The sequence below is a fragment of the Lentzea sp. NPDC092896 genome (assembly GCF_044754905.1).
Taxonomy (GTDB): Bacteria; Actinomycetota; Actinomycetes; order Mycobacteriales; family Pseudonocardiaceae; genus Lentzea.
In genome coordinates this window covers 177,893-196,657 of record NZ_JBIVPX010000004.1, presented here as the reverse complement: position 1 = coordinate 196,657, position 18,765 = coordinate 177,893, and the positions used below count along the sequence as shown (strand labels likewise).

Annotated in this window: 18 protein-coding genes; 10 read left to right on the top strand and 8 right to left on the bottom strand. The window is 69.3% G+C overall.

The features are described from left to right. The first annotated feature begins 71 nt into the window (after positions 1-71). Entirely contained in the window at positions 72-905 is an 834-nt protein-coding gene (locus ACIQF0_RS21835) for a zinc-binding alcohol dehydrogenase family protein (protein WP_401031884.1), read from the top strand. Here the strand turns inward: ACIQF0_RS21835 and ACIQF0_RS21830 are convergent. Beyond that, complete coding sequence (locus tag ACIQF0_RS21830) at positions 889-1,950, bottom strand: hypothetical protein (protein ID WP_401031881.1); 1,062 nt, start codon at positions 1,948-1,950, stop codon at positions 889-891. The genes ACIQF0_RS21835 and ACIQF0_RS21830 overlap by 17 nt on opposite strands. Positions 1,951-1,993: 43 nt before the next feature. On the opposite strand from ACIQF0_RS21830, the gene ACIQF0_RS21825 reads away from it, so the two are divergent. After that, positions 1,994-3,187 (top strand): 8-amino-7-oxononanoate synthase, encoded by a 1,194-nt coding sequence (locus tag ACIQF0_RS21825; protein WP_401031879.1) that lies wholly within the window; start codon positions 1,994-1,996, stop codon positions 3,185-3,187. On the opposite strand, the gene ACIQF0_RS21820 is transcribed toward ACIQF0_RS21825, so the two are convergent. Next, a complete protein-coding gene (locus ACIQF0_RS21820; protein ID WP_401031876.1) occupies positions 3,141-3,599 on the bottom strand; it encodes a GNAT family N-acetyltransferase in 459 nt (152 codons plus the stop codon). The two genes, ACIQF0_RS21825 and ACIQF0_RS21820, sit on opposite strands and share 47 nt — an antisense overlap. A 13-nt stretch (positions 3,600-3,612) precedes the next feature. Continuing rightward, the gene (locus tag ACIQF0_RS21815) at positions 3,613-4,347 is read right to left on the bottom strand and encodes a serine protease (protein ID WP_401031873.1); all 735 of its coding nucleotides are present in this window, start codon (positions 4,345-4,347) and stop codon (positions 3,613-3,615) included. A 148-nt stretch (positions 4,348-4,495) separates the two neighbouring features. Between ACIQF0_RS21815 and ACIQF0_RS21810 the strand changes: the two genes are divergently transcribed. Continuing rightward, the gene (locus ACIQF0_RS21810) at positions 4,496-5,104 is read left to right on the top strand and encodes a LysE family translocator (RefSeq protein ID WP_401031870.1); all 609 of its coding nucleotides are present in this window, start codon (positions 4,496-4,498) and stop codon (positions 5,102-5,104) included. Positions 5,105-5,107: 3 nt separating this feature from the next. Here the strand turns inward: ACIQF0_RS21810 and ACIQF0_RS21805 are convergent, their stop codons facing one another. Next, a complete protein-coding gene (locus tag ACIQF0_RS21805; protein ID WP_401031867.1) occupies positions 5,108-6,010 on the bottom strand; it encodes a ricin-type beta-trefoil lectin domain protein in 903 nt (300 codons plus the stop codon). Positions 6,011-6,043: 33 nt separating this feature from the next. On the opposite strand from ACIQF0_RS21805, the gene ACIQF0_RS21800 reads away from it, so the two are divergent. Continuing rightward, on the top strand, positions 6,044-8,239 hold the full coding sequence (locus tag ACIQF0_RS21800; RefSeq protein ID WP_401031864.1) for a tetratricopeptide repeat protein: 2,196 nt from the start codon (positions 6,044-6,046) through the stop codon (positions 8,237-8,239). On the opposite strand, the gene ACIQF0_RS21795 is transcribed toward ACIQF0_RS21800, so the two are convergent. The 3 genes from ACIQF0_RS21795 to ACIQF0_RS21785 are packed head-to-tail and all read right to left on the bottom strand — an operon-like array spanning position 8,211 to position 10,774. Continuing rightward, entirely contained in the window at positions 8,211-8,936 is a 726-nt protein-coding gene (locus ACIQF0_RS21795) for a S1 family serine peptidase (protein ID WP_401031862.1), read from the bottom strand. The two genes, ACIQF0_RS21800 and ACIQF0_RS21795, sit on opposite strands and share 29 nt — an antisense overlap. A gap of 23 nt (positions 8,937-8,959) precedes the next feature. Then, entirely contained in the window at positions 8,960-9,736 is a 777-nt protein-coding gene (locus ACIQF0_RS21790; protein WP_401031859.1) for a S1 family peptidase, read from the bottom strand. Positions 9,737-9,751: 15 nt separating this feature from the next. Then, the gene (locus ACIQF0_RS21785; RefSeq protein ID WP_401031857.1) at positions 9,752-10,774 is read right to left on the bottom strand and encodes a M48 family metallopeptidase; all 1,023 of its coding nucleotides are present in this window, start codon (positions 10,772-10,774) and stop codon (positions 9,752-9,754) included. A 69-nt stretch (positions 10,775-10,843) separates the two neighbouring features. Here ACIQF0_RS21785 and ACIQF0_RS21780 point away from each other — a divergent pair, with 69 nt between their 5' ends. The 6 genes from ACIQF0_RS21780 to ACIQF0_RS21755 all read left to right on the top strand — a co-directional run bounded on the left by ACIQF0_RS21780 (position 10,844) and on the right by ACIQF0_RS21755 (position 17,934). Next, entirely contained in the window at positions 10,844-11,740 is an 897-nt protein-coding gene (locus ACIQF0_RS21780) for an alpha/beta hydrolase (RefSeq protein ID WP_401031854.1), read from the top strand. Between the two features lie 34 nt (positions 11,741-11,774). Then, positions 11,775-13,649: an ABC transporter ATP-binding protein gene (locus tag ACIQF0_RS21775; protein ID WP_401031852.1), complete on the top strand. Its 1,875-nt coding sequence runs from the start codon at positions 11,775-11,777 to the stop codon at positions 13,647-13,649. Next, positions 13,646-14,278, top strand: a complete 633-nt coding sequence (locus ACIQF0_RS21770) for a CatB-related O-acetyltransferase (protein ID WP_360048222.1) — start codon at positions 13,646-13,648, stop codon at positions 14,276-14,278. The genes ACIQF0_RS21775 and ACIQF0_RS21770 overlap by 4 nt, the downstream gene beginning before the upstream one ends. Beyond that, positions 14,275-14,817, top strand: coding sequence for an AAA family ATPase (locus ACIQF0_RS21765; protein WP_401031849.1), 543 nt, complete (start codon positions 14,275-14,277; stop codon positions 14,815-14,817). Before ACIQF0_RS21770 ends, ACIQF0_RS21765 begins: the two co-directional genes overlap by 4 nt. A gap of 75 nt (positions 14,818-14,892) precedes the next feature. Further along, positions 14,893-16,773 (top strand): patatin, encoded by a 1,881-nt coding sequence (locus ACIQF0_RS21760; protein ID WP_401031846.1) that lies wholly within the window; start codon positions 14,893-14,895, stop codon positions 16,771-16,773. 132 nt (positions 16,774-16,905) lie between these two features. Next, entirely contained in the window at positions 16,906-17,934 is a 1,029-nt protein-coding gene (locus ACIQF0_RS21755) for a hypothetical protein (RefSeq protein ID WP_401031844.1), read from the top strand. Here ACIQF0_RS21755 and ACIQF0_RS21750 read toward each other — a convergent pair. Beyond that, positions 17,907-18,743, bottom strand: coding sequence for an SAM-dependent methyltransferase (locus tag ACIQF0_RS21750; protein ID WP_360048228.1), 837 nt, complete (start codon positions 18,741-18,743; stop codon positions 17,907-17,909). The genes ACIQF0_RS21755 and ACIQF0_RS21750 overlap by 28 nt on opposite strands. Between the last annotated feature and the right edge of the window lie 22 nt (positions 18,744-18,765).

Below are 18,765 nucleotides of genomic sequence, written 5' to 3'. Positions count from 1 at the left end.
GACACAAGCGGACCGGCAGTCCGTATTCTAGCAACCGGACCAGCGGTCCGCTTATCCAGGGGAGGCAGCGAATGAAGGCAGTGCGGTTCCACGAGTTCGGCGGGCCCGAGGTGCTGAAGGTCGAGGAGGTCCCGGACCCGACCGGCGACACGCTCGTCGACGTCACCGCGATCGGCCTCAACTACGGCGAGACGGTCATCCGCCGGGGCAAGGGCAGGGAGCTGTTCCCGTGGTACCCAGGGCCGTCGCTCCCGGTCGTCCTCGGCTCGGAAGTCGTTGGCATCACAGGAGAAGGCCGACGGGTCATGGGCGTGCCGCGCGGCGGCGCCTACGCCACGAAGGCCGTCATCGAGAACCCGATCGACGTGCCCGACGGCGTGAGCGACCACGAGGCTCTCGCCCTGCTCCTGCAGGGCACCACGGCGGTCGCGGCGGTCAAGGCCGCCCGCATTCAGCCGGGCGACCGGGTGCTCGTCGAGGCGGCGTCCGGTGGCGTCGGCGGTCTGCTCGTGCAGCTCGCGGAACGGGCGGGTGCGACCGTGCTCGCTGCGTCCAGCAAGGGCGGTCTCGGCTACGACTGGGATGACCTGGACCCGGTCGACGTCGTCTTCGAGTCCATCGGCGGCGCGGTCGGGAAACGCGCGTTCGAGCTGCTCAACGATGGCGTCGGCCGCATGGTCGTGTTCGGCTACGCGAGCGGCGAGCCGTTGGACGTCACCGCGAGCGACATCTTCCGCAAGGGCGTCGCGGTCATGGGACTGCCCCGCGACACCACGCCAGAAGAGGTGTTCGAGCTCCAGCTCAAGCCGAACCTCGGCGGCGTCTACCGGCTCGACGAGATCGCCGAGGCGCACAGGGCGCTCGAAGCCCGCACCACGACGGGCAAGCTCATCGCGCGACCGTGACCGACTTGGGCGCGCGGAACGACAGCAGCTGAAGCCACTCCGGCTCCGAGCGGTCCAGCCGCAACGACGGCTCGTGCTCGGCCACCGTCCGCAACGTCACCGCGGCCTCCAACCGAGCCAGCCCGGCGCCGAGGCAGAAGTGCCGGCCGTAGCCGAACGCCAGGTGCCGAGGATCGGTTTCCTTACCGCTCAACAACAACACGAGCTCCGCACCGGCAGGCACGCGCACACCGGACAGCACGACCTCACGCGCGGTCAGCCGCCGCCACGTCACCACGGGCGTTTCGGTCCGCAGCACGTCCTCGACGAACGCCTCGGCCACACCCGGCGACCCCAGACGCGCCCACAACGCGCGGTCCTGCAACGCACGGCGCAACGCCGTGGACAACAACTGGGTCGTCGTCTCCTGGCCCGCGATCAGCAGGAAGTAGCAAAGGCCGGCGGAGTCCTCAGCGGACACTCCGGCATCGGCCAGCGCGCAGAACAACTCGCCGTCGCGGGCGTGGTAGCGCTTGATCAGCCACTGGTGGAAGTCGCCGACGTCGTCGACCAGCTCCAGCTGCCGTTCCCGCGAGATGTCGCCCCAGAAGAACTCCAGCGACCCGGAGCTCCAGCGCTTCAGCGTCGGGATGTCGACGTTCTCCAGCCCGAGCAGGTCCATCAGCACGATCGCGGGCAGGTCCCACGCGAGCGAGCGCACGAGATCCGTGCCACCCAGCCGTTCCAAAACCAGAGATCGGATGCGAGGCTCCGCAGCGGCAACGCGGACCGGCGTGAAGAACGACGCGACGAGACGGCGCAATTGAGCGTGTGACTCGGAACCGTTGTTCGCCAACGTCGGCGGCAAGGAAAAGCGGGCGCGAACCAGCGAACGCAACGCGGCCGTGCCCACCGGGGTCACGGCGGTCAGGGCGTTGTCGGGCAGGTAGGTGACCGGATCGGCCAGCACGGCGCGCACGTCCTCGTAGGCCGACACCACCCAGCGGCCGCCGAGGAACTGCACCGGCGAGGTGAGTTCGGCGCGCGTGAAGGTGAACAGGTCCACGAGCGGCACGCTAGCGGGCGGATGGGAGACTCAGGCGGTGACCGTGAGCACAACTGAGGCGATTTCCAGTGGTGGTGAGTCGACGTTCGACTGGATCGACGTCCGCTCTGAAGCGCGAGCCAAGGCGGGTCTGAGCCGGCGGCTGCGGCCCCGCACGTCGGACTCGACGGACCTCGACCTCGCGAGCAACGACTACCTGGGCCTCGCCAAGGACAAGCGCGTCGCGGGTGCCGCGGCCGCCGCCACGCTGAAGTGGGGTTCCGGTTCCACGGGATCGCGCCTGGTCACGGGCTCGACGGAGCTGCACGCCGAGCTGGAGTTCGAGCTCGCGAACTTCTGCGGCTCGCAGTCCGCGCTGGTGTTCAGCAGCGGGTACATGGCGAACCTCGCCGCGGTCACGGCGCTCACGGGCCCTGGCACGGCGATCGTGGCCGACCAGCACATCCACGCGTCGCTGATCGACGGAACGCGCCTGTCGAAGGCCGACGTCGTCGTCGCGGACCACTGCGACGTCGGCAAGGTCCGGCACGCCCTGGAGACCCGCGGCAAGCGGCGCGCGATCGTCGTCACGGACTCGGTGTTCAGCGTCGACGGCGACATCGCCCCGCTCAGCGAACTGCACGAGGCCTGCCGCGCGACGGGTGCGGCGCTGGTCGTGGACGACGCGCACGGCCTCGGCGTCGTCGGCCCCGGTGGCCGGGGTGCGGTCGCCGCGGCGGGCATCATCAAGGCGCCCGACGTGATCACCACGCTGACGCTGAGCAAGTCGCTGGGCGCGCAGGGCGGCGCGGTCCTCGGACCGAGCCGGGTGATCAAGCACCTGATCGACACCGCGCGCCCCTTCATCTTCGACACCGGTCTCGCGCCCAGCAGCGTCGCGGCGGCCCTCGCGGCGATCAAGATCCTGCGCGAGGAGCCGGACCGCCCCGAACGGGCGCTGACCGTGGCACACGACCTGAGCCACCGCTTGAAGGAAGCCGGTTTCCAGGTCAGCACGCCGACCGCGGCCGTGGTGAGCGTGCGCGCGCCGTCGCCGGAGCAGGCGTTCCAGTGGGCCGAGACCTGCCGCGCGAGCGGTGTCGTGGTCGGCTGCTTCCGGCCGCCGTCGGTGCCGGACCAGATCAGCAGGCTGCGGCTCACCGCGCGCGCCGATCTGACCGAGGCCGACATCGAGCGCGCGGTGCGCGTGATCAGGGAGAGCGCCGCATCCGCAGGTGTGGAATCCCGTCCTCGATGAACTCGGCGCCCTCGGCGACGAACCCGAACGACGCGTAGAAGTCGGCGACGTACGTCTGCGCGTCGAGCACTGACGGCGTGGTGCCGATGTCCGCGAGCGCGGCCTGCATGAGGCGACGGCTGTAGCCGCGGCCGCGGGCCATGCGCGCGGTGGCGACGCGTCCGATGCGGAACGTGCCGTCTGCCTCTTCGAGCAGTCGCAGGTACGCGAGCGGCTCGTGCGATCCTTCGGACTCCAGCCAGAAATGCCGTGTGCCCTGGTCGAGATCGTGGCCGTCCACGTCGGCGTAGACGCAGTTCTGCTCCACGACGAAAACGTCCTGACGCAGCCGCAAGATCGCGTAGAGCTGGGCGGGGCTCAGGTCGAGCCCCCACTGACGGCGCAGGGTCGCCGGAAACTGTGTGGTTCGCACCTGGTCGTGGATATCAGAAGCCCAGCGTCTGCCGGTAGTGAGCGAGCCGGGTGTAGACACCGGGTTCATCTGCCCGAGCGCAGCCACGACCGAACGACACGACGCCCGCGAGCCTGCCGCGCACCACGAGCGGCCCGCCCGAGTCACCCGTGCAGGCGTCCCGGCCACCACGCCCGGCGCACAGCATCGCGCCCGGCCGGTAGTCCGGTTCCTTCAGCACGCACTCGGAGTCGGACAGGATCGGCACCGTCACCTTGCGCAGCGACATCGCCGGCGGGGTGTTCTCGGCGGTGCGGCCCCAGCCGAGCACCACGCCGTCGTCACCGACCTCGCCGAGCGCGATCGTCCGGTACGGCACCGGGTTCGCGAGCGTCAGGATCGCCACGTCGTCGCCCTTGGTGACCTCGACGTAGTCGGGGTGCCGCCACACGCCCGCGACCACCGCGTCGACGCCCTCGGCCTTGTTCCGCAGGTCCGTGCGGCCGGCGACCACCCGCAACTGCTCGGCGGGGCGCTGGTTCTTGCCGAGCACGCCCTTGAGCGTCACGCAGTGCGCGGCCGTCATGACCTTGTCCGGGGCGACGAGCGCGCCACCGCAGATCAGCTGACCGTCCGTGGTGGTGATCGCCACAACCCACGGGGTGTCGGCCACCCGCGCGGGTGTCCCCCCAACGATCGCATCAGCGGACGAACCACCGCTGACCAGCGCGATCACCGCTACCAGCACGGCACACCGCTTACCCCTCACGGACCACTCCTCGTTGCGCCAGGTGGACGATCGGTCACCAACGGTAGCGATCGCGCTAGGACGGCGTCAAAACCGGAGATTCTCGTGTTAATGTCCCATCAGGCCGGAGATTTTGCGGTCTATGACTTAGATCACGGGGGTATGTACGGTGTTGTTCGACTTCGGCCAGGTTCCGGCCTTCCTCATCGCGTGCGCGGTCGTCATCGTGACCCCCGGCGTGGACGCGTTCCTGCTCCTGCGCACGTCACTGCGCTCGGGCACCCGCGCGGGACTGCTCGCGCTGGGCGGCATCCACGCGGCCGCGGCGGTCCAGGTGGCGTTGGTGATCTCGGGCCTCGGAGTGCTGCTCGCGCGGTACCCGATGGTGCTCACGGCGCTGCGCTGGATCGGCGCCGGCTACCTGCTCTACCTGGCGATTTCCATCACGCGCGGCCTGATCAAGCGCTCCGGCGGCGAGCCGGAGCAGGTCATGAGCACGCGGCCGTTCCGGCAGGGCTTCCTGACCAACATCACGAACCCGAAGATGATCCTGTTCTCGCTCGCGTTCCTGCCACAGTTCATCGGATCGGGTGAACCGGCGCCGCAGCTCGCGATGCTCGCCGTCGTGTTCCTCGGACTGGCGGCGGTGTGGGAGCTGATGATCGTGCTGGCGGCCTCCCGCGTGGCGGGGAAGCTCAAGCGACCCGGTGTGACGACCGCGCTCGACGCTGTCTGCGCGGCCGTCTTCCTCACCATGTCGGTCGGTCTGGTCCTCTGAGCCTCACGCGAGGTGCAGGTACCACCTCTGCACCTGCGCGTACCGGCCGGGGGGATCCTTCTGGAACAGGGTCAGACCTGCGGAGCCGGGCGTGAGGTAGTCACCGTTGCCCACGTTGCGGACCAGGTGACCGCCGAACAGGTCAGGTCCCTCCAGCCGCCACTGCTGTGCCGGATCTGCCGCGGCGCAGTTCCCCGCCAGGTCGACGAACCTCGTGTCCGGCTTGGAACGAAGACAGACGTCGCCCGCCCGCAGCTGGAACGCGCCGCCGTCGAGCTCGACCCGCTGGTACGGCGATCCGGGGCACGGACCCATGCCGGTCCCGTCGGCGCAGTAGTCGGCCAGCTCGACGGCCCACCACCTGGAGTTCTCCAGGGTGACCAGGGCGCCGGTGGTGTCCGGCAACGGCGGCACCGAGCCGACCTCGGTCACGACCCACCGCTGGTGGTCGCTGTCCAGCGACGACTCCGGGATGATCTTGAGATCGAACTCGTCGTACCAGCTCGTGTCGGCGTATCCCGGCCAGGTCGCGGCCTTGAGCTTCGTGGCGCCGGACGCGTCGGTGACGAACTCCCAGCGCTGGTACCCGGCAGCCTCGTCACACGCTTCGGTGACGAAAGAACGCTCGCCGTTCACGCACCACCGGTCGGCGACGTTGCGCAGGAAGAACTGCCCGTTCGGCAGGCCGACCTTCTCCCAGTGCTGGGTCGCGGCGCCGGTGCAGTCGGCCATCTCGACCTGGAAGTAGTCGCTCCTGGCCGATGTCATGCACTGGCCGCGCGCGACGTTCTTCAGTTCGACGATCGGGTTCCGGGCGGGCTCGGCGCTCGCGGGAACGGTGGTCATTGCCCCCAGGGTGAGCGCGGCCGCGATGGCGGCGACGACACCCAATGATCTTTTCCCCATGCCCTCACACGCTACGGATCTACGATCGGGTTCGTGGCGGATCGACTGCAGTCACTGCGGGACGCGCTGGCCGCACGTCCCGGCGAGCCGGTGCCGTTCGACGTGCTGGCCGCCGAGGTGTGGCCGGACGAGCCGCCGATGCATCCGCGCGCGGCGTTGCGGACGCTGGTCAGCCGGTTGCGCGGCACCGAGCAGGTGATCACCGAACCGACCGGGTACCGGCTGGTGCCGCGCCCGCCCGCTCCGTGCCAGCTGCCCGCGGACCTGCCGGACTTCGTCGGCAGGAGGGACGAGATCGCGCGGCTGGAGCTGATCGACGAGCCGGTGCGGGCGATCACCGGGCTGCCCGGCGTCGGCAAGACCGTGCTCGCGATCAGGGAGGCGCACCGGCTGGCGCCCGAGTTCCCGGACGGGCAGCTCTACGTCAACCTGCGCGGCTTCTCCACCGGGCCGGCGATGACGGTCGGGCAGGCGCTGGAGCGGTTCGTGAAGGCGCTGGGCGGCGGGCCGAACGACGACTACCACGAACTGCTGCGCAACCGGCGGGTGCTGGTGGTGCTCGACAACGCGACCGCCGAGGTGATCGAGCCTCTCCTGCCGGCCGCCCCCGGCTGCGCCGCGTTGATCACGAGCCGCCAGGACCTGCCGCAGTTCGCGCAGGTCACCCTGTCCGTGCTGGCCGAGCAGGAGGCACGGGAGCTGCTCAAGGGCATGCGGGTCGAAGGGGACACGAGCGAGCTGATCGGGCTGTGCGCGCGGCTGCCGCTGGCGTTGCGGATCGCCGGGGCGAACCTCGCCGGGCGGCACCTGCCGGACTACGTCGAGGAACTGCGCGAGCACCGCCTCGAGGCGTTGGAGATCGAGGACGACGACACGGCCGTGCAGGCGACGTTCGACCTCTCGTACCGGAAGCTCTCACCGCGGGCGCGCAGGACGTTCGACTTCCTCGGCGCGGTGCCCGGCCCGGACATCCCGCGCGACCTGGCCGGAGCCGCGACCGACGAGCTGGTCGCGGCGAACCTGGTGCAGCAGAACAACAACCGCTACCAGCTGCACGACCTGCTGCGCCTCTACGCGCACGAACGCGCGACCGAGCAGGACCGGCGGACCGTGTTCGACTGGTACCTCAAACGGGCCGACGGGGCGGAAGCTCAACTGCAGGTCGGTTTCACCCGGCTGCTTCCGTCCACTCCGGACGCCGTCGCGTTCGCTGACCGGGAGGAGGCGATGGCCTGGTTCGAGGCGGAACGGCCGAACCTCGTCGCGCTCGCCGAGGACCACCCCGACGCGGCGCTGGTCGTCGCCACGAGGCCGTTCCTGCTGCTCACCGGCCAGTACGCCGATCTGCGCACGATCGCGCGCGCCGCGTTGGACGGCGGCGAGACCGGGCAGCGCGCGGCCGCGATGCGGGTCTGCCTCGCCTACCTCGACTGGCGGTCCGGCGAGCACCGGACGGCGATCGAGCACAGCGAACGGGCCATCGCCGAGTACCGCGCCGCCGGCACGCAGGCCCCGGAGGCCACCGCGCTCAACATCCTCGCCGGGATCCACCACGACCTCGGCGACCTCGCCCGCGCCCGCGAGCACCTCGCGTCGGCGATCGAGCTCTACGGGCCCAACGGCATGCGGGCGCAGCTGATCGGCGGCCTCGGCAACCTCGGGCTGGTCGACCTCGAACTCGGCAGGCTCTCCTCCGCCGAGGACGCGCTGCGCCGGTCCGTCGAACTGGCCGGGGAGATCGACGACTGGCAGCACCTCGCGAACGGCCTGAACAACCTCGGCGTGGTGCTCGCCGCCCGGCACCGGCACGAGGACGCGGAAGCCGCGTTCAGCGAGGCGCTCGACCTGTCGCGGAAGCACGGGCTGCGGCCGATCGAGATGTCCGCGCGGGTCGAGTACGCGGAGCTGCTCATCGCCCTCGACCGCCGCGAGGAAGCCCGTGACCACGCCGAACGCGCGCTCGAACTGGCGGGCGACGACGACCTGTTCATCGAGGTCGACGCCTGCCTGGTGCTCGCGGAGGTCAACCGGTCGGTCGCCGGGTACGACGACGTGTTGCGACGCGCGGCCGACGCCGAGTTCCGCATCATCGAGGTGCGCGCGCTGGCGGGCAAAGCCGCGCTGACACACGACGAAACGTTGTACGACAAGGCGATCGAACGAGCGGAGAGCGCCGGACTGCGCTACCGGGCCGACCTGGTCAGGACACTCCGCTCAGGTACGTCGTGACGCGCGTGTAGACGCCGGGCGCGTTCGGACGAGCGCAGCCGATGCCCCACGACACGATGCCCGCCAACCGGCCGTCGACGACGAACGGACCGCCTGAGTCGTCGACGCACGCGTCGATGCCGCCATCGGGATATCCCGCGCAGAACATGGACTGGGCGTCGTAGCGCGCATAGGTCGCGGCGCACTGCTCGTCCGGCATGATCGGAACGTAAGCCTTGTGCAGCAACGGACTCTTGTCCGCGTCGTTCTCCGCCTGCCGCCCCCAGCCGTACACGACGCCCACGCTGCCGTTCATGTAGACGCCCGCAGCGGCGACCGGCAACGTCCGGTACGGCATCGGCTCCGCGAGCGTGAGCAACGCGATGTCCTTGCCGCGCGAGGGAGTCACGTAGCCGTCGACGAGTTCGTACGACGTGCCGGCCGAGGTGGAACCGCCGTCGGTGCGCAGGTCGAGCCGCCCACCGACGACGGTGATGGAGCCGGGCTCGCGGCCGTGGACGCAGTGCGCCGCCGTGACCACCTGCCGGGGCCCGAGGAGCGCGCCGCCGCAGAACTGGTAGCCCGACGACGTCGTCAGGGCGACCATCCACGGCACCTCGGCGACGTCGTCCACCACTTCGCCGCCGACGATCCGGGGATCGGCACGAGCCGGGGTCACCGTGATCACGAGCAGGACCAGCACCGCCAGCAGTCGCATGTGGACCAGCTGACCCCAGTGGCCTACGGGTCGACAACCCCGGGCGGCGAAGCATCCACGACCGAGTGAAGATCCTTGGCGTAACGGGAGATCCGGACGTACACGCCGGGCTTGTTCTTGCGCGCGCAGCCCTCGCCCCACGACGTGACGCCGACGAGCTTGCCGTCCACCACGATCGGGCCGCCCGAGTCGCCCTGGCAGGTGTCGACCTTGCCGCCCTCGTAGCCCGCGCAGAACATGTCCGCCTTCACGAACTGCGGATAGGTGTCGACGCAGAAGTCGTCCGGCAGCACCGGCACGGTGGCCTGCATGAGGAAGCGGGACGTCTTCCCGTTCTCCGCCGTGCGCCCCCAGCCGAGCGCGCGCAGCTGCGTTCCCGGCTGGTAGAGCGCCCGGTCGGACAGTTCCGCGAACGGCAGCGGCCGGTACGGCAGCGGGTCCTTCAGCGTCAGGACGGCCACGTCCTCGCCCTCGTCCGCGGAGACGTACTGCTTGTGGATCCAGATCTTCGTGACGACGGCCGTCACCCCGGCCGTGCGGTCCTGTTTGTCCTCGCGGCCGGCGACGACCTTCAGCTCACTCGGCGAGCGGCCGAGCGCGCAGTGGGCCGCGGTGAGCACCTTCTCCGGCGCGACGATCGTGCCACCGCAGAACTGGCCACCGCGGTCGTCGACGAGGTAGACGGCCCACGGGTTGGCCTCGATGGAGGCCCGCTCGCCGCCGACGACCTGCTCGTCGGCGGCGGCGGTGCCCGTGGAAGCGAGCAATGCGGAGAGAACCAACACCAGGAGTCGTCTCATGACTCCAGATGGTAGCTACTCCGCTGGGCCGTTCGGAGCAACCTTGCTCCAGACCCTACCGGCCGCGCCCATGACCGACTCGCCGATGTCGTTGATCGTCTTGATCAGCGGGTCGGCGGAGTTGCTCATGGTGTCCTTGTACGACCTGGCGGCGCTCTTGATGTCGTCGCCGAGGTTCGTCGTCGGCCTGTCGTCCTCACGGCGCGCGTACGTGCCCGTCAGGATCTCGCGGTACTCCTCGCTCGCCGACCAGCGCTGCAGTTCGGCGGCCCGCACCACGACCAGCGGGTGCGTGCGGGTCTCGGTGTGCAGGAGCTTGAGGATGCTGTCGCGAATGTCCTCGACCTCCTCGTACTCCTTGGCCTGGGCGAGGAACGACGCGATGTCGACGTTGCCGCCGAGGTCGCCCGCGAGCGCGAGGTGCGTGCGCAGCGCGGCCTGCGGGTCCTGGCAGGCCAGCAGGCCGGCCCGGTCGCAGGACAGTTCGGTCTTGCGCTGCCACTCGCGCAACGCCGCGATGACCGCGCGCATCGCGATGGCACCCGCGGGCACCCACGCGAACGACGTCGTGAGGTCGACGAGCCTGCGCAGCAGCGTGTTGTAGAGCGCGTGGCCCGACATCGCGTGGCCCATCTCGTGACCGATCAGGAAGCGCAGCGACTCGTTGTCGAGCAGGTCGACCGAGCCGGTGCTGATCACGATGAACGGCTTGTCGATGCCGTAGGTGTAGCCGTACGCCTGCGCGTTGCGCTCGACGAAGAGCTCGGGCACCTCGGCGAGGTCGAACGTCGCCGCCACCTCGTTGCGGATGCGGTCGAGCTTCGGGTACTGCTTGGGGCCCACCCGGACGGAGGACGCCACCTGAAGCAGGCGCTCACCCCGCTCGGTGAAGGCTCCGGCGACCGCCTTGAGGATCGGTGCCACGGCGGGCACCGCCCTCAGCACCGCGAGGGCGCCTCGGTCGGCAGGATGCTCATAGGCGCGTGGGCTGATGCCCGGGAACCGCACCCTCGATGACTGCTCAATATCCCCCGTCACTCCCCCAGGTTAGACACGATCCGGACAAGGCTGCACGGAATCGGCACCGGATGGTTGCAAACTTGCCCGGTGAGCAGCGACGAAGACACCACAGTTCTGCCGTTGCGCGGCGGGGCCTCAGCGACATTGGTCCGCCGTCGTGCGGTCGCCAACGACCGCGGGGCGATCCTCTACGTGCACGGTTTCGCGGACTACTTCTTCCAGGAGCACGTGGCCGCGCACTACACGGCCCAGGGCTACGACTTCTACGCCGTCGACCTGCGCGGATACGGCCGGTCGTTGCGCGACGGCGAGGTGCCGAACTACACGACCGACATGGCCGTGTACTTCGAGGAGATCGACGCCGCGATCGCCGTCATTCGTGAAGAGCATTCGCGTGTGGTGCTGATGGGACACTCGACGGGCGGCCTCACCAGTTCGTTGTGGGCGCACGAACGGCGCTCCAGCGACCTGATCGACGCGTTGGTGCTCAACAGCCCGTGGCTGGACGTCGTCGAGCCGCCGTTCGTGCGGCAACTCGTGAAGGTGATCGGCGGGATCGCGCCGAAGGTGAAGATCCGCGCGAACCTCGGTGAGGCGTACGGGGCCGCGATCCACAGCTCGCGCAACGGCGAGTGGGACTTCGACCTGAAGTGGAAGCCGCTGGCCGGTTTCCCCGTGCTGGCCGGGTGGATCCGGGCGGTGCTGGTGGCGCAGGAGAAGGTCCACAACGGACTCGACGTGCGCGTGCCCGTTCTGGTGCTGCACTCCGACAAGAGCATGTTGAACGCCAAGGAGTGGAGCGAGGACGTGTCCAAGGCGGACGCCGTGCTCGACGTCGAGGGCATGCGCAAGTGGGGCCCGAAGATCGGATCATCGGTCAGGGTCGTGGAGATCAAGGCCGGCATGCACGACCTGTTCCTGTCGCCTGAGCCGGTGCGTGCGGCGGCTCTCGCGGAGGTCGACGAGTTCCTGAAAACGGCTTGACCTCGTTGTAGGTCGAGGTTCGAGACTGGTCGTCATGAACATCGACTTCAACGCCTGGTACGCGCTCGAAAGCGCGATGCAGGACGAGAAAAGCCGTCGCGTGAGCCGGGCGACGTTGAAGCGTGTCGCCCGGTTCGCCCACCCGCAACGGCGTGCCGTGTACGGACTTCTGGCCACTTCCTCGGTCGCGGCGGTGCTCGCGGTGGCGTCGCCGGTGCTGGCCGGCCGGGTCGTCGACACCATCATCGGCGGCCGCGACTTCGGGCTGGTCGTGTGGCTCGCGCTGGCGATCGCCGGGGTGGCGGTGCTGGAGGCCGGGTTCTCACTGGCCGAGCGGTGGCAGTCGTCGCGCGTCGGCGAGGACCTGATCCTGCGGCTGCGGCAGGCCGTCTTCGACCACGTGCAACGGATGCCGATCGCGTTCTTCACCCGCACGCGCACCGGTGCGCTGGTGTCGCGGCTGAACAACGACGTGATCGCGGCGCAGCGGGCGTTCTCCGAGACGATCTCCGGCGTCGTCACGAACGTGATCGCTCTGATTCTGACCCTGATCGTGATGCTGACGCTGTCGTGGCAGGTCACGGTGCTCGCGATGATCCTGCTGCCGATCTTCCTGCTGCCCGCACGGCGGATGGGCAAGCGTTTGGCGTCCATGCACCGCGAGGCCGCGAACCTGGACTCGGCGATGACGACGCAGATGACCGAGCGGTTCTCCGCGCCCGGTGCCACCTTGATCAAGCTGTTCGGCCGTCCTTCCATCGAGAGCGCCGAGTTCGGGTCACGGGCGCGGCGCGTGCGTGACATCGGTGTGCGGACCGCCGTGGCGCAGTGGCTGTTCCTCGTGGCGTTGACGCTGGTGTCCTCGTTGGCGTTGGCGCTGGTCTACGGCCTGGGCGGGTACTTCGTGTTCGCCGGGGAGATGGCGCCGGGCACGATCGTGACGCTGGCGCTGCTGCTGACTCGCCTGTACGCGCCGTTGACGGCGTTGGCCGGCGCACGGGTGGACGTGATGACGGCGCTGGTGTCGTTCGAGCGGGTCTTCGAGGTGCTGGACCTGCCGCCGCTGATCAAGGAGAAGCCGTCGCCGGTCACCGTTCCGGACGGCCCGGTGTCCGTGGAGTTCTCGGACGTGAAGTTCGCCTACCCGTCCGCGGACAAGGTCTCGCTGGCCTCGCTGGAGGAGGTGGCGACGCTCGACACCCGTGGCGGCGACGTGATCCTCGGCGGGGTGTCGTTCGTCGCCGAGCCCGGTTCGCTGATCGCACTGGTCGGCGCGTCGGGTGCGGGCAAGTCGACGATCGCGTCTCTGCTGCCCCGCCTGTACGACGCGGACTCCGGCGCGGTCCGGCTGTCCGGTGTGGACGTTCGCGACCTGTCGTTCGACTCGATCCGCGAGACCGTCGGCATGGTGACGCAGGACGGGCACCTGTTCCACGAGTCGATCGGCGCGAACCTGCGCCTCGCGGCCCCGTCGGCGACCGACGAGGAGATCTGGGACGCGCTGACCCGAGCGAGGCTGGCGGACCTCGTGTCGTCGTTGCCGGATCAGCTCGACACCGTGGTGGGGGAACGCGGCTACCGCCTGTCCGGTGGTGAACGGCAACGGCTGACCATCGCCCGGTTGCTGCTGGCCAAGCCCCGCGTGGTGATCCTGGACGAGGCGACCGCGCACCTGGACTCGCGCTCGGAGGCCGCCGTGCAGGAAGCGCTGGTCGAGGCGCTGGCGGGCCGGACGTCGCTGGTGATCGCGCACCGGCTGTCAACGATCCGGGCCGCGGACCAGATCCTCGTCGTCGACGCCGGTCAGATCGTCGAACGTGGTACGCATGAGACGTTGCTGGCCCTGGAAGGCCACTACGCCAAGCTGTACCGCACTCAGTTCAGCGAAGAGCCGATCGGAGCACCGTGACCATCCCCTCGCCCGACAACCTGTACCCGTTGCCGGACTACGCGCGCACGGTGCTGCTCAAGCCGTTGGTGAAGAACCCGCAGATCGAGATCGGCGAGTACACCTACTACGACGACCCACACCACGCCACGGAGTTCGAGCAGCGCAACGTGCTCTACAACTTCGGCGCCGAAAAGCTCGTCATCGGCCGTTACTGCGCGTTGGCCGAAGGCGTGCGGTTCATCATGTCCGGCGCCAACCACAGCATGGCGGGCGTGTCGACGTTCCCGTTCACGATCTTCGGCGGCGTCTGGGGCGAGAAGACGCTCGACATCGCCCTCGGCGCACCGAGCCGCGGCGACACGGTGGTGGGCAACGACGTCTGGATCGGCTACAACGCCCTGATCATGCCGGGCGTGCGGATCGGCAACGGGGCGATCATCGCCGCCGGGTCCGTGGTGGTGTCGGACGTGCCGGCGTACGGGATCGTGGGCGGGAATCCGGCCGGCCTGCTTCGGAAGCGGTACAGCGACTCCGAGGTAGAGCTGCTGGAACGGGTCGCGTGGTGGGATTGGCCGGTGGAGAAGGTGACCGAGCACGTCCGCGTGATCATGGCGGGCACCCCGGCCGAGCTCGCGGCCGTCGAATGAGGACGTTGCTGATCACCGGCCCGGTCGGGGTCGGCAAGACGACGGTCGCCGAGGCGGTCGCCGCAGATCTGGCCGCGTTCGGACGGCCGGTCGCCGTCGTGGACCTCGACTGGCTGTCGAACTGCCGGCCCGCGCCCGCCGACGACCCGTTCCAGCTCGAACTGCAGCTGCGCAACCTCCGGGCGGTGGCGCGAAACTACGCCAAAGCCGGCACGCAGCGCCTCGTGCTGGCGGGCGTCGTGGAGAGCCGGGCCGATCGCGAGCGGTACGCCGAAGCCGTCGGCGGCGAGCTGAAGGTTTGCCGGCTCAAGGCGGACCTGTCCGTGATCCACGAACGGCTCGTCGCACGGCACCACGACGAGGCGGAACTGCGGTGGCACCTGAACCGCGCCGACGAGCTCGAAACGCTGTTCGCGTCGTCCTCGATCGAGGACTTCGTCACGGACGCGAACCGGCCGGTGGAGTACGTGTCACTGGAGGTGGCGTTGGAGTGGAAGCTCAGCGAGCCTGTCCTGCACGGCTCATCGGCGTCGGACTGACCACACGACATCTGTTCACCGTGGCGTCCGAGTGATTTTTCCGACGGACTGCGCTGATCGCGCGATCATGGGCACATGGAGTACGACCGCTACTGCGACCTGACCATGCGGGGCGGCACGACCAGCGGAGTCGTGTACCCCCTCGCGGTCGCCTCGCTGGCCCGCCACTACGAGTTCAAGCAGATCGGTGGCGCGTCCGCCGGCGCGATCGCCGCGGGGTTCACGGCGGCGGCCGAACGCGGCCGCGCCTCCGGCGGGTTCGAGAAGCTGGCCGGGCTGATCGACTGGTTCACGTCCGGTTCGGGCGCGGAGCGGTGGCGGATGGCTCAGCTGTTCCAGCCTGCCGAGAAGACCCGTGCGCTGTACCGGATCGTCATCGCGTCCATGCAGAAGCGCGAGACGACGGGGCGTAGTGCGTTCTCGTGCCTGTTCTTCGCGTTGCTCGGGGCGGTCGGGCTTCGGGCGAAGTCGGTGCTGGCGCTGATGGCGTTGTTGTGGCTGGGCGGGCCCGTGCTGTTCTCGGCGTGGCTCGCGCCCTCGGCGTATCCGGGCTGGATCGCGGCACTGGTCGTCGTGCTGGCGCTGGCGTGCCTGGTGATGGTGTTGTGGCCGTTGCGGTCGAGTTTGCCTTGGCCTTCCTGGGTGTTGGGCGCGGTGCCGCTCGTGCTGGGGCTGGCGTTCTCGCGGCACTACGCGACGGCGGCGATCGTGCTGCTGGTGTGGCTGGTGCTGTCGCTCGCGGCGGTCAGCGCGCTGTTCGTCACTTACGGGTATGCCATGCAGCGGTTCTTGAAGAACAACGCCCAGTCCATCCACTTCGGACTCGTGCCGGGCACGGGCGACTTCACGCCGTCGTGGCTCGATCGCCTGGCGGGAGTGCCGAAGTCGACGGGCGTGCCGCCGTTGGCCGACTGGATCGCCGACCAGCTGGACGACATCGCGGGCACCTCCGAGGCGTTGACGTTCGGCGATCTCGGCGACATCAACCTCGTGCTGATGACGACGGACCTGTCCGAGGGGCGGCCGTACCGGTTGCCGTTCAAGGAGGAGTGGCAGTACTGCGAGGAGTGCCTGGGTCACGTGTTGCCGAGCCGTGTGGTCGAGCAACTCAACGGGCTCGAAACGGCGGCCAAGTGCCCCCTGCACGAGTTCATGCCGCTGCGGGAACTGCCTGCGCGCGACCAGCTTCCGGTCGTGGTCGCCGTGCGGATGTCACTCTCGTTCCCCGGCCTGATCGCCGCCGTGCCGCTGTGCAGGGACGGGCGGGTGCACTGGTTCTCCGACGGCGGCATCACCAGCAACTTCCCGATCCACTTCTTCGACGCGCTGCTGCCGCGCTGGCCCACGTTCGGCCTGACCATCCAGCCCTACCCGAACGGCGACAAGAACGACGTGTGGCTGCCGGAGCAGGACGCGTCGGCCTCCGGCACCCCCTACTCGTCGATCAGCTCCGTGCCGCGCTTCCTGGTGTCCATCCTGGACACGTTCCTGGACTGGCGCGACACCATGCAGTCCGCGCTCCCCGGCTACCGCGGCCGCATCGCGCACGTGCGGCAGTCGGCGGACGAGGGCGGCTCGAACCTGTTCATGCCGCCCGCCACGATCAAGAAGCTCGCCCTGCGCGGCCAGCAGGCCGGCGACATGCTGCGCGCACGGTTCGAGCAGCAGCACAACACCGACCGCTACCGCTGGATCCGGCTGCGCATGGCGCTGCGCGAATACCAGGAGCTCGGCACGCAGGCCGCCGACCGCGACGCGTTGTACGAGGAGTTGCTGGAGCGGTTCGAGATCCCGGCCGAACTGCACGACTGGTTCCGCACTCCCCCGGTCGACGGCGATCCGTTCCGGCAGGAGATCGACGTCGCGCTGGACCACGTCGGGCGGCTCAAGGACGACGGACCGTTCGACGGGGTGCCGCCGGTGGATCCGGATCTGCGGCTGACACCACCCGAGTAGGCCCGCTACCCTGGGACACATGACGCGTCGATTTAGCCGCCCCCGACCTGCGTGGGTGGCGCGCGCCTGAAACCTTCCCGTAGGTCGGGGGACTCCGCAGTCAGGAACCCAGACCGGAAGACGGGAAACCCCATGTACCGCACCGAAGAACTCGTGCACGCCCTGAACGTCCGCGATCTCACCGATCCCGCGCAGGGCCCGCACGCGATGCAGCTCCTCATCGCCGACCTGAAACAGGCGTTGGCCAACCCGCGGGAAGTCCGCCACCACCCGCTCGTCCCGGTGGAGCACAACTACGAACACCTCGGCTACCCGAAGGACGCGATCACCCGGGACGCCCGCTACACCAGGTACGTCAGCGAGACGTGCATGCTGCGCAGCCACACCACGGCGATGATCCCGCCGGCGCTCAGGGACGCGACCCCGGACGTGACGCTGCTCTGCCCCGGCCTGGTCTACCGCCGCGACACGGTCGACCGCCTGCACACCGGCACGCCGCACCAGCTGGACGTCTGGCGGATCAGCGACGCCGAGGAACCGCTCGACGCCCTCATCCACACGGTCGTCACAACCCTGTTGCCCGGCAAGCGTTATCGCACGATCGACGCCCAGCACCCGTACACCACGCACGGCAAGCAGATCGACGTCGAGCACGACGGCGAGTGGGTCGAGGTCGGCGAGTGCGGACGGGCCGCGCGGCACGTCGTCAAACACCATCCGCACGGACTCGCGATGGGCCTCGGCCTGGACCGGATCCTGATGCTCCGCAAGGGAATCCCGGACATCCGCCTGCTGCGCAACGACGACCCGCGCATCAGGACGCAGATGCTGGACCTCACCGAGTACCGGCCGATCTCCCGGCACCCGGCCGCGATCAGGGACATCTCGATCGTCACGAGCGACGACGAGGACGTGGAGACCCTGGGCGACCGGATCCGCGCGCTCGTGCCGGAGGACGTCGTCGAGGAGATCGAGATCCTCAGCGAGACGCCTCCGGAAGAGCTACCGCCGCACGTCCAGCAGAGGCTGGAAATCAAGCACGGTCAGAAGAACGTGCTCATCCGCGTGACGATGAGGGCGCCGGAACGCACCCTCACCGACCGCGAGACGAACGAGATCAGGGACAGGCTGCTTCAGGGCTTGCGGCCGACAGCGCCGTAGATGCCCACGTGGGCGTCGTCGAAGGAGTCCGGGCGCCAGTCGTTGACCGCGACGACGCCCGGCTCCAGCAGTTCCATGCCGTCGAAGAACCGCGTCACGTCGGCGTGCGTGCGCATGGTGAGCTTGTTGTCCGAACTGCTGTAGATCTTGGCGACCTCACGGGCCTCGGCGAGCTCCTCCTCGGACAGCGTGTCCCAGGTGGCGTGGGTGATGGCGAGGTACGAGCCGGACGGCAGGTCGGCCATGTACTGGGCGATGGCCTCGTACGGGCTGTCGGTGTCCGAGACGAAGTGCAGTGCGGCGATGACCAGCACGCAGACCGGGCGGGAGAAGTCGAGCGTCTCGCGGGCGCCGGCCAGCACCGAGGAGGTGGCGCGCAGGTCGGCCAGGATCGCGTTCGCGTTGGGGTTGTCGGCCAGCAGGGCGTTGCTGTGCGAGACGGCGACGGGCTCGAAGTCGACGTAGACGACGCGCGCGTCCGGGTTGTCGTGCTGGGCGATCTCGTGGACGTTGCCCACGGTCGGGATGCCGGAGCCCAGGTCGAGGAACTGGTCGACGCCCTGCGTCATCAGGTGGCGGACGACCCGGCGCAGGAACGAGCGGTTCGCCTGCGCGCTCTGGGCGACGCCGGGGAAGATCTGCTCCACCTGCTTGGCGGCGGCACGGTCGGCTTCGAAGTTGTGCGAGCCGCCCAGGTAGTAGTCGTACATCCGCGCCACGCTCGGGCGGGTGACGTCGACCGTGGACGGGACCCACTTCAGCTCTTCCATCACGTGCGCATCCTCCGTCGTCGCCGCACGGGTGTCCACCGCCACACCACCGAACCGGGAT

What these genes read in the sequence shown, in the direction of transcription:
- ACIQF0_RS21755 (WP_401031844.1), top strand. Translation starts at nt 16,906, where the DNA reads ATGTACCGCACCGAAGAACTCGTGCACGCCCTGAACGTCCGCGATCTC.
- ACIQF0_RS21795 (WP_401031862.1), bottom strand. Translation starts at nt 8,936, where the DNA reads ATGCGACTGCTGGCGGTGCTGGTCCTGCTCGTGATCACGGTGACCCCG.
- ACIQF0_RS21790 (WP_401031859.1), bottom strand. Translation starts at nt 9,736, where the DNA reads ATGAGACGACTCCTGGTGTTGGTTCTCTCCGCATTGCTCGCTTCCACG.
- ACIQF0_RS21765 (WP_401031849.1), top strand. Translation starts at nt 14,275, where the DNA reads ATGAGGACGTTGCTGATCACCGGCCCGGTCGGGGTCGGCAAGACGACG.
- ACIQF0_RS21835 (WP_401031884.1), top strand. Translation starts at nt 72, where the DNA reads ATGAAGGCAGTGCGGTTCCACGAGTTCGGCGGGCCCGAGGTGCTGAAG.
- ACIQF0_RS21805 (WP_401031867.1), bottom strand. Translation starts at nt 6,010, where the DNA reads ATGGGGAAAAGATCATTGGGTGTCGTCGCCGCCATCGCGGCCGCGCTC.
- ACIQF0_RS21775 (WP_401031852.1), top strand. Translation starts at nt 11,775, where the DNA reads ATGAACATCGACTTCAACGCCTGGTACGCGCTCGAAAGCGCGATGCAG.
- ACIQF0_RS21760 (WP_401031846.1), top strand. Translation starts at nt 14,893, where the DNA reads ATGGAGTACGACCGCTACTGCGACCTGACCATGCGGGGCGGCACGACC.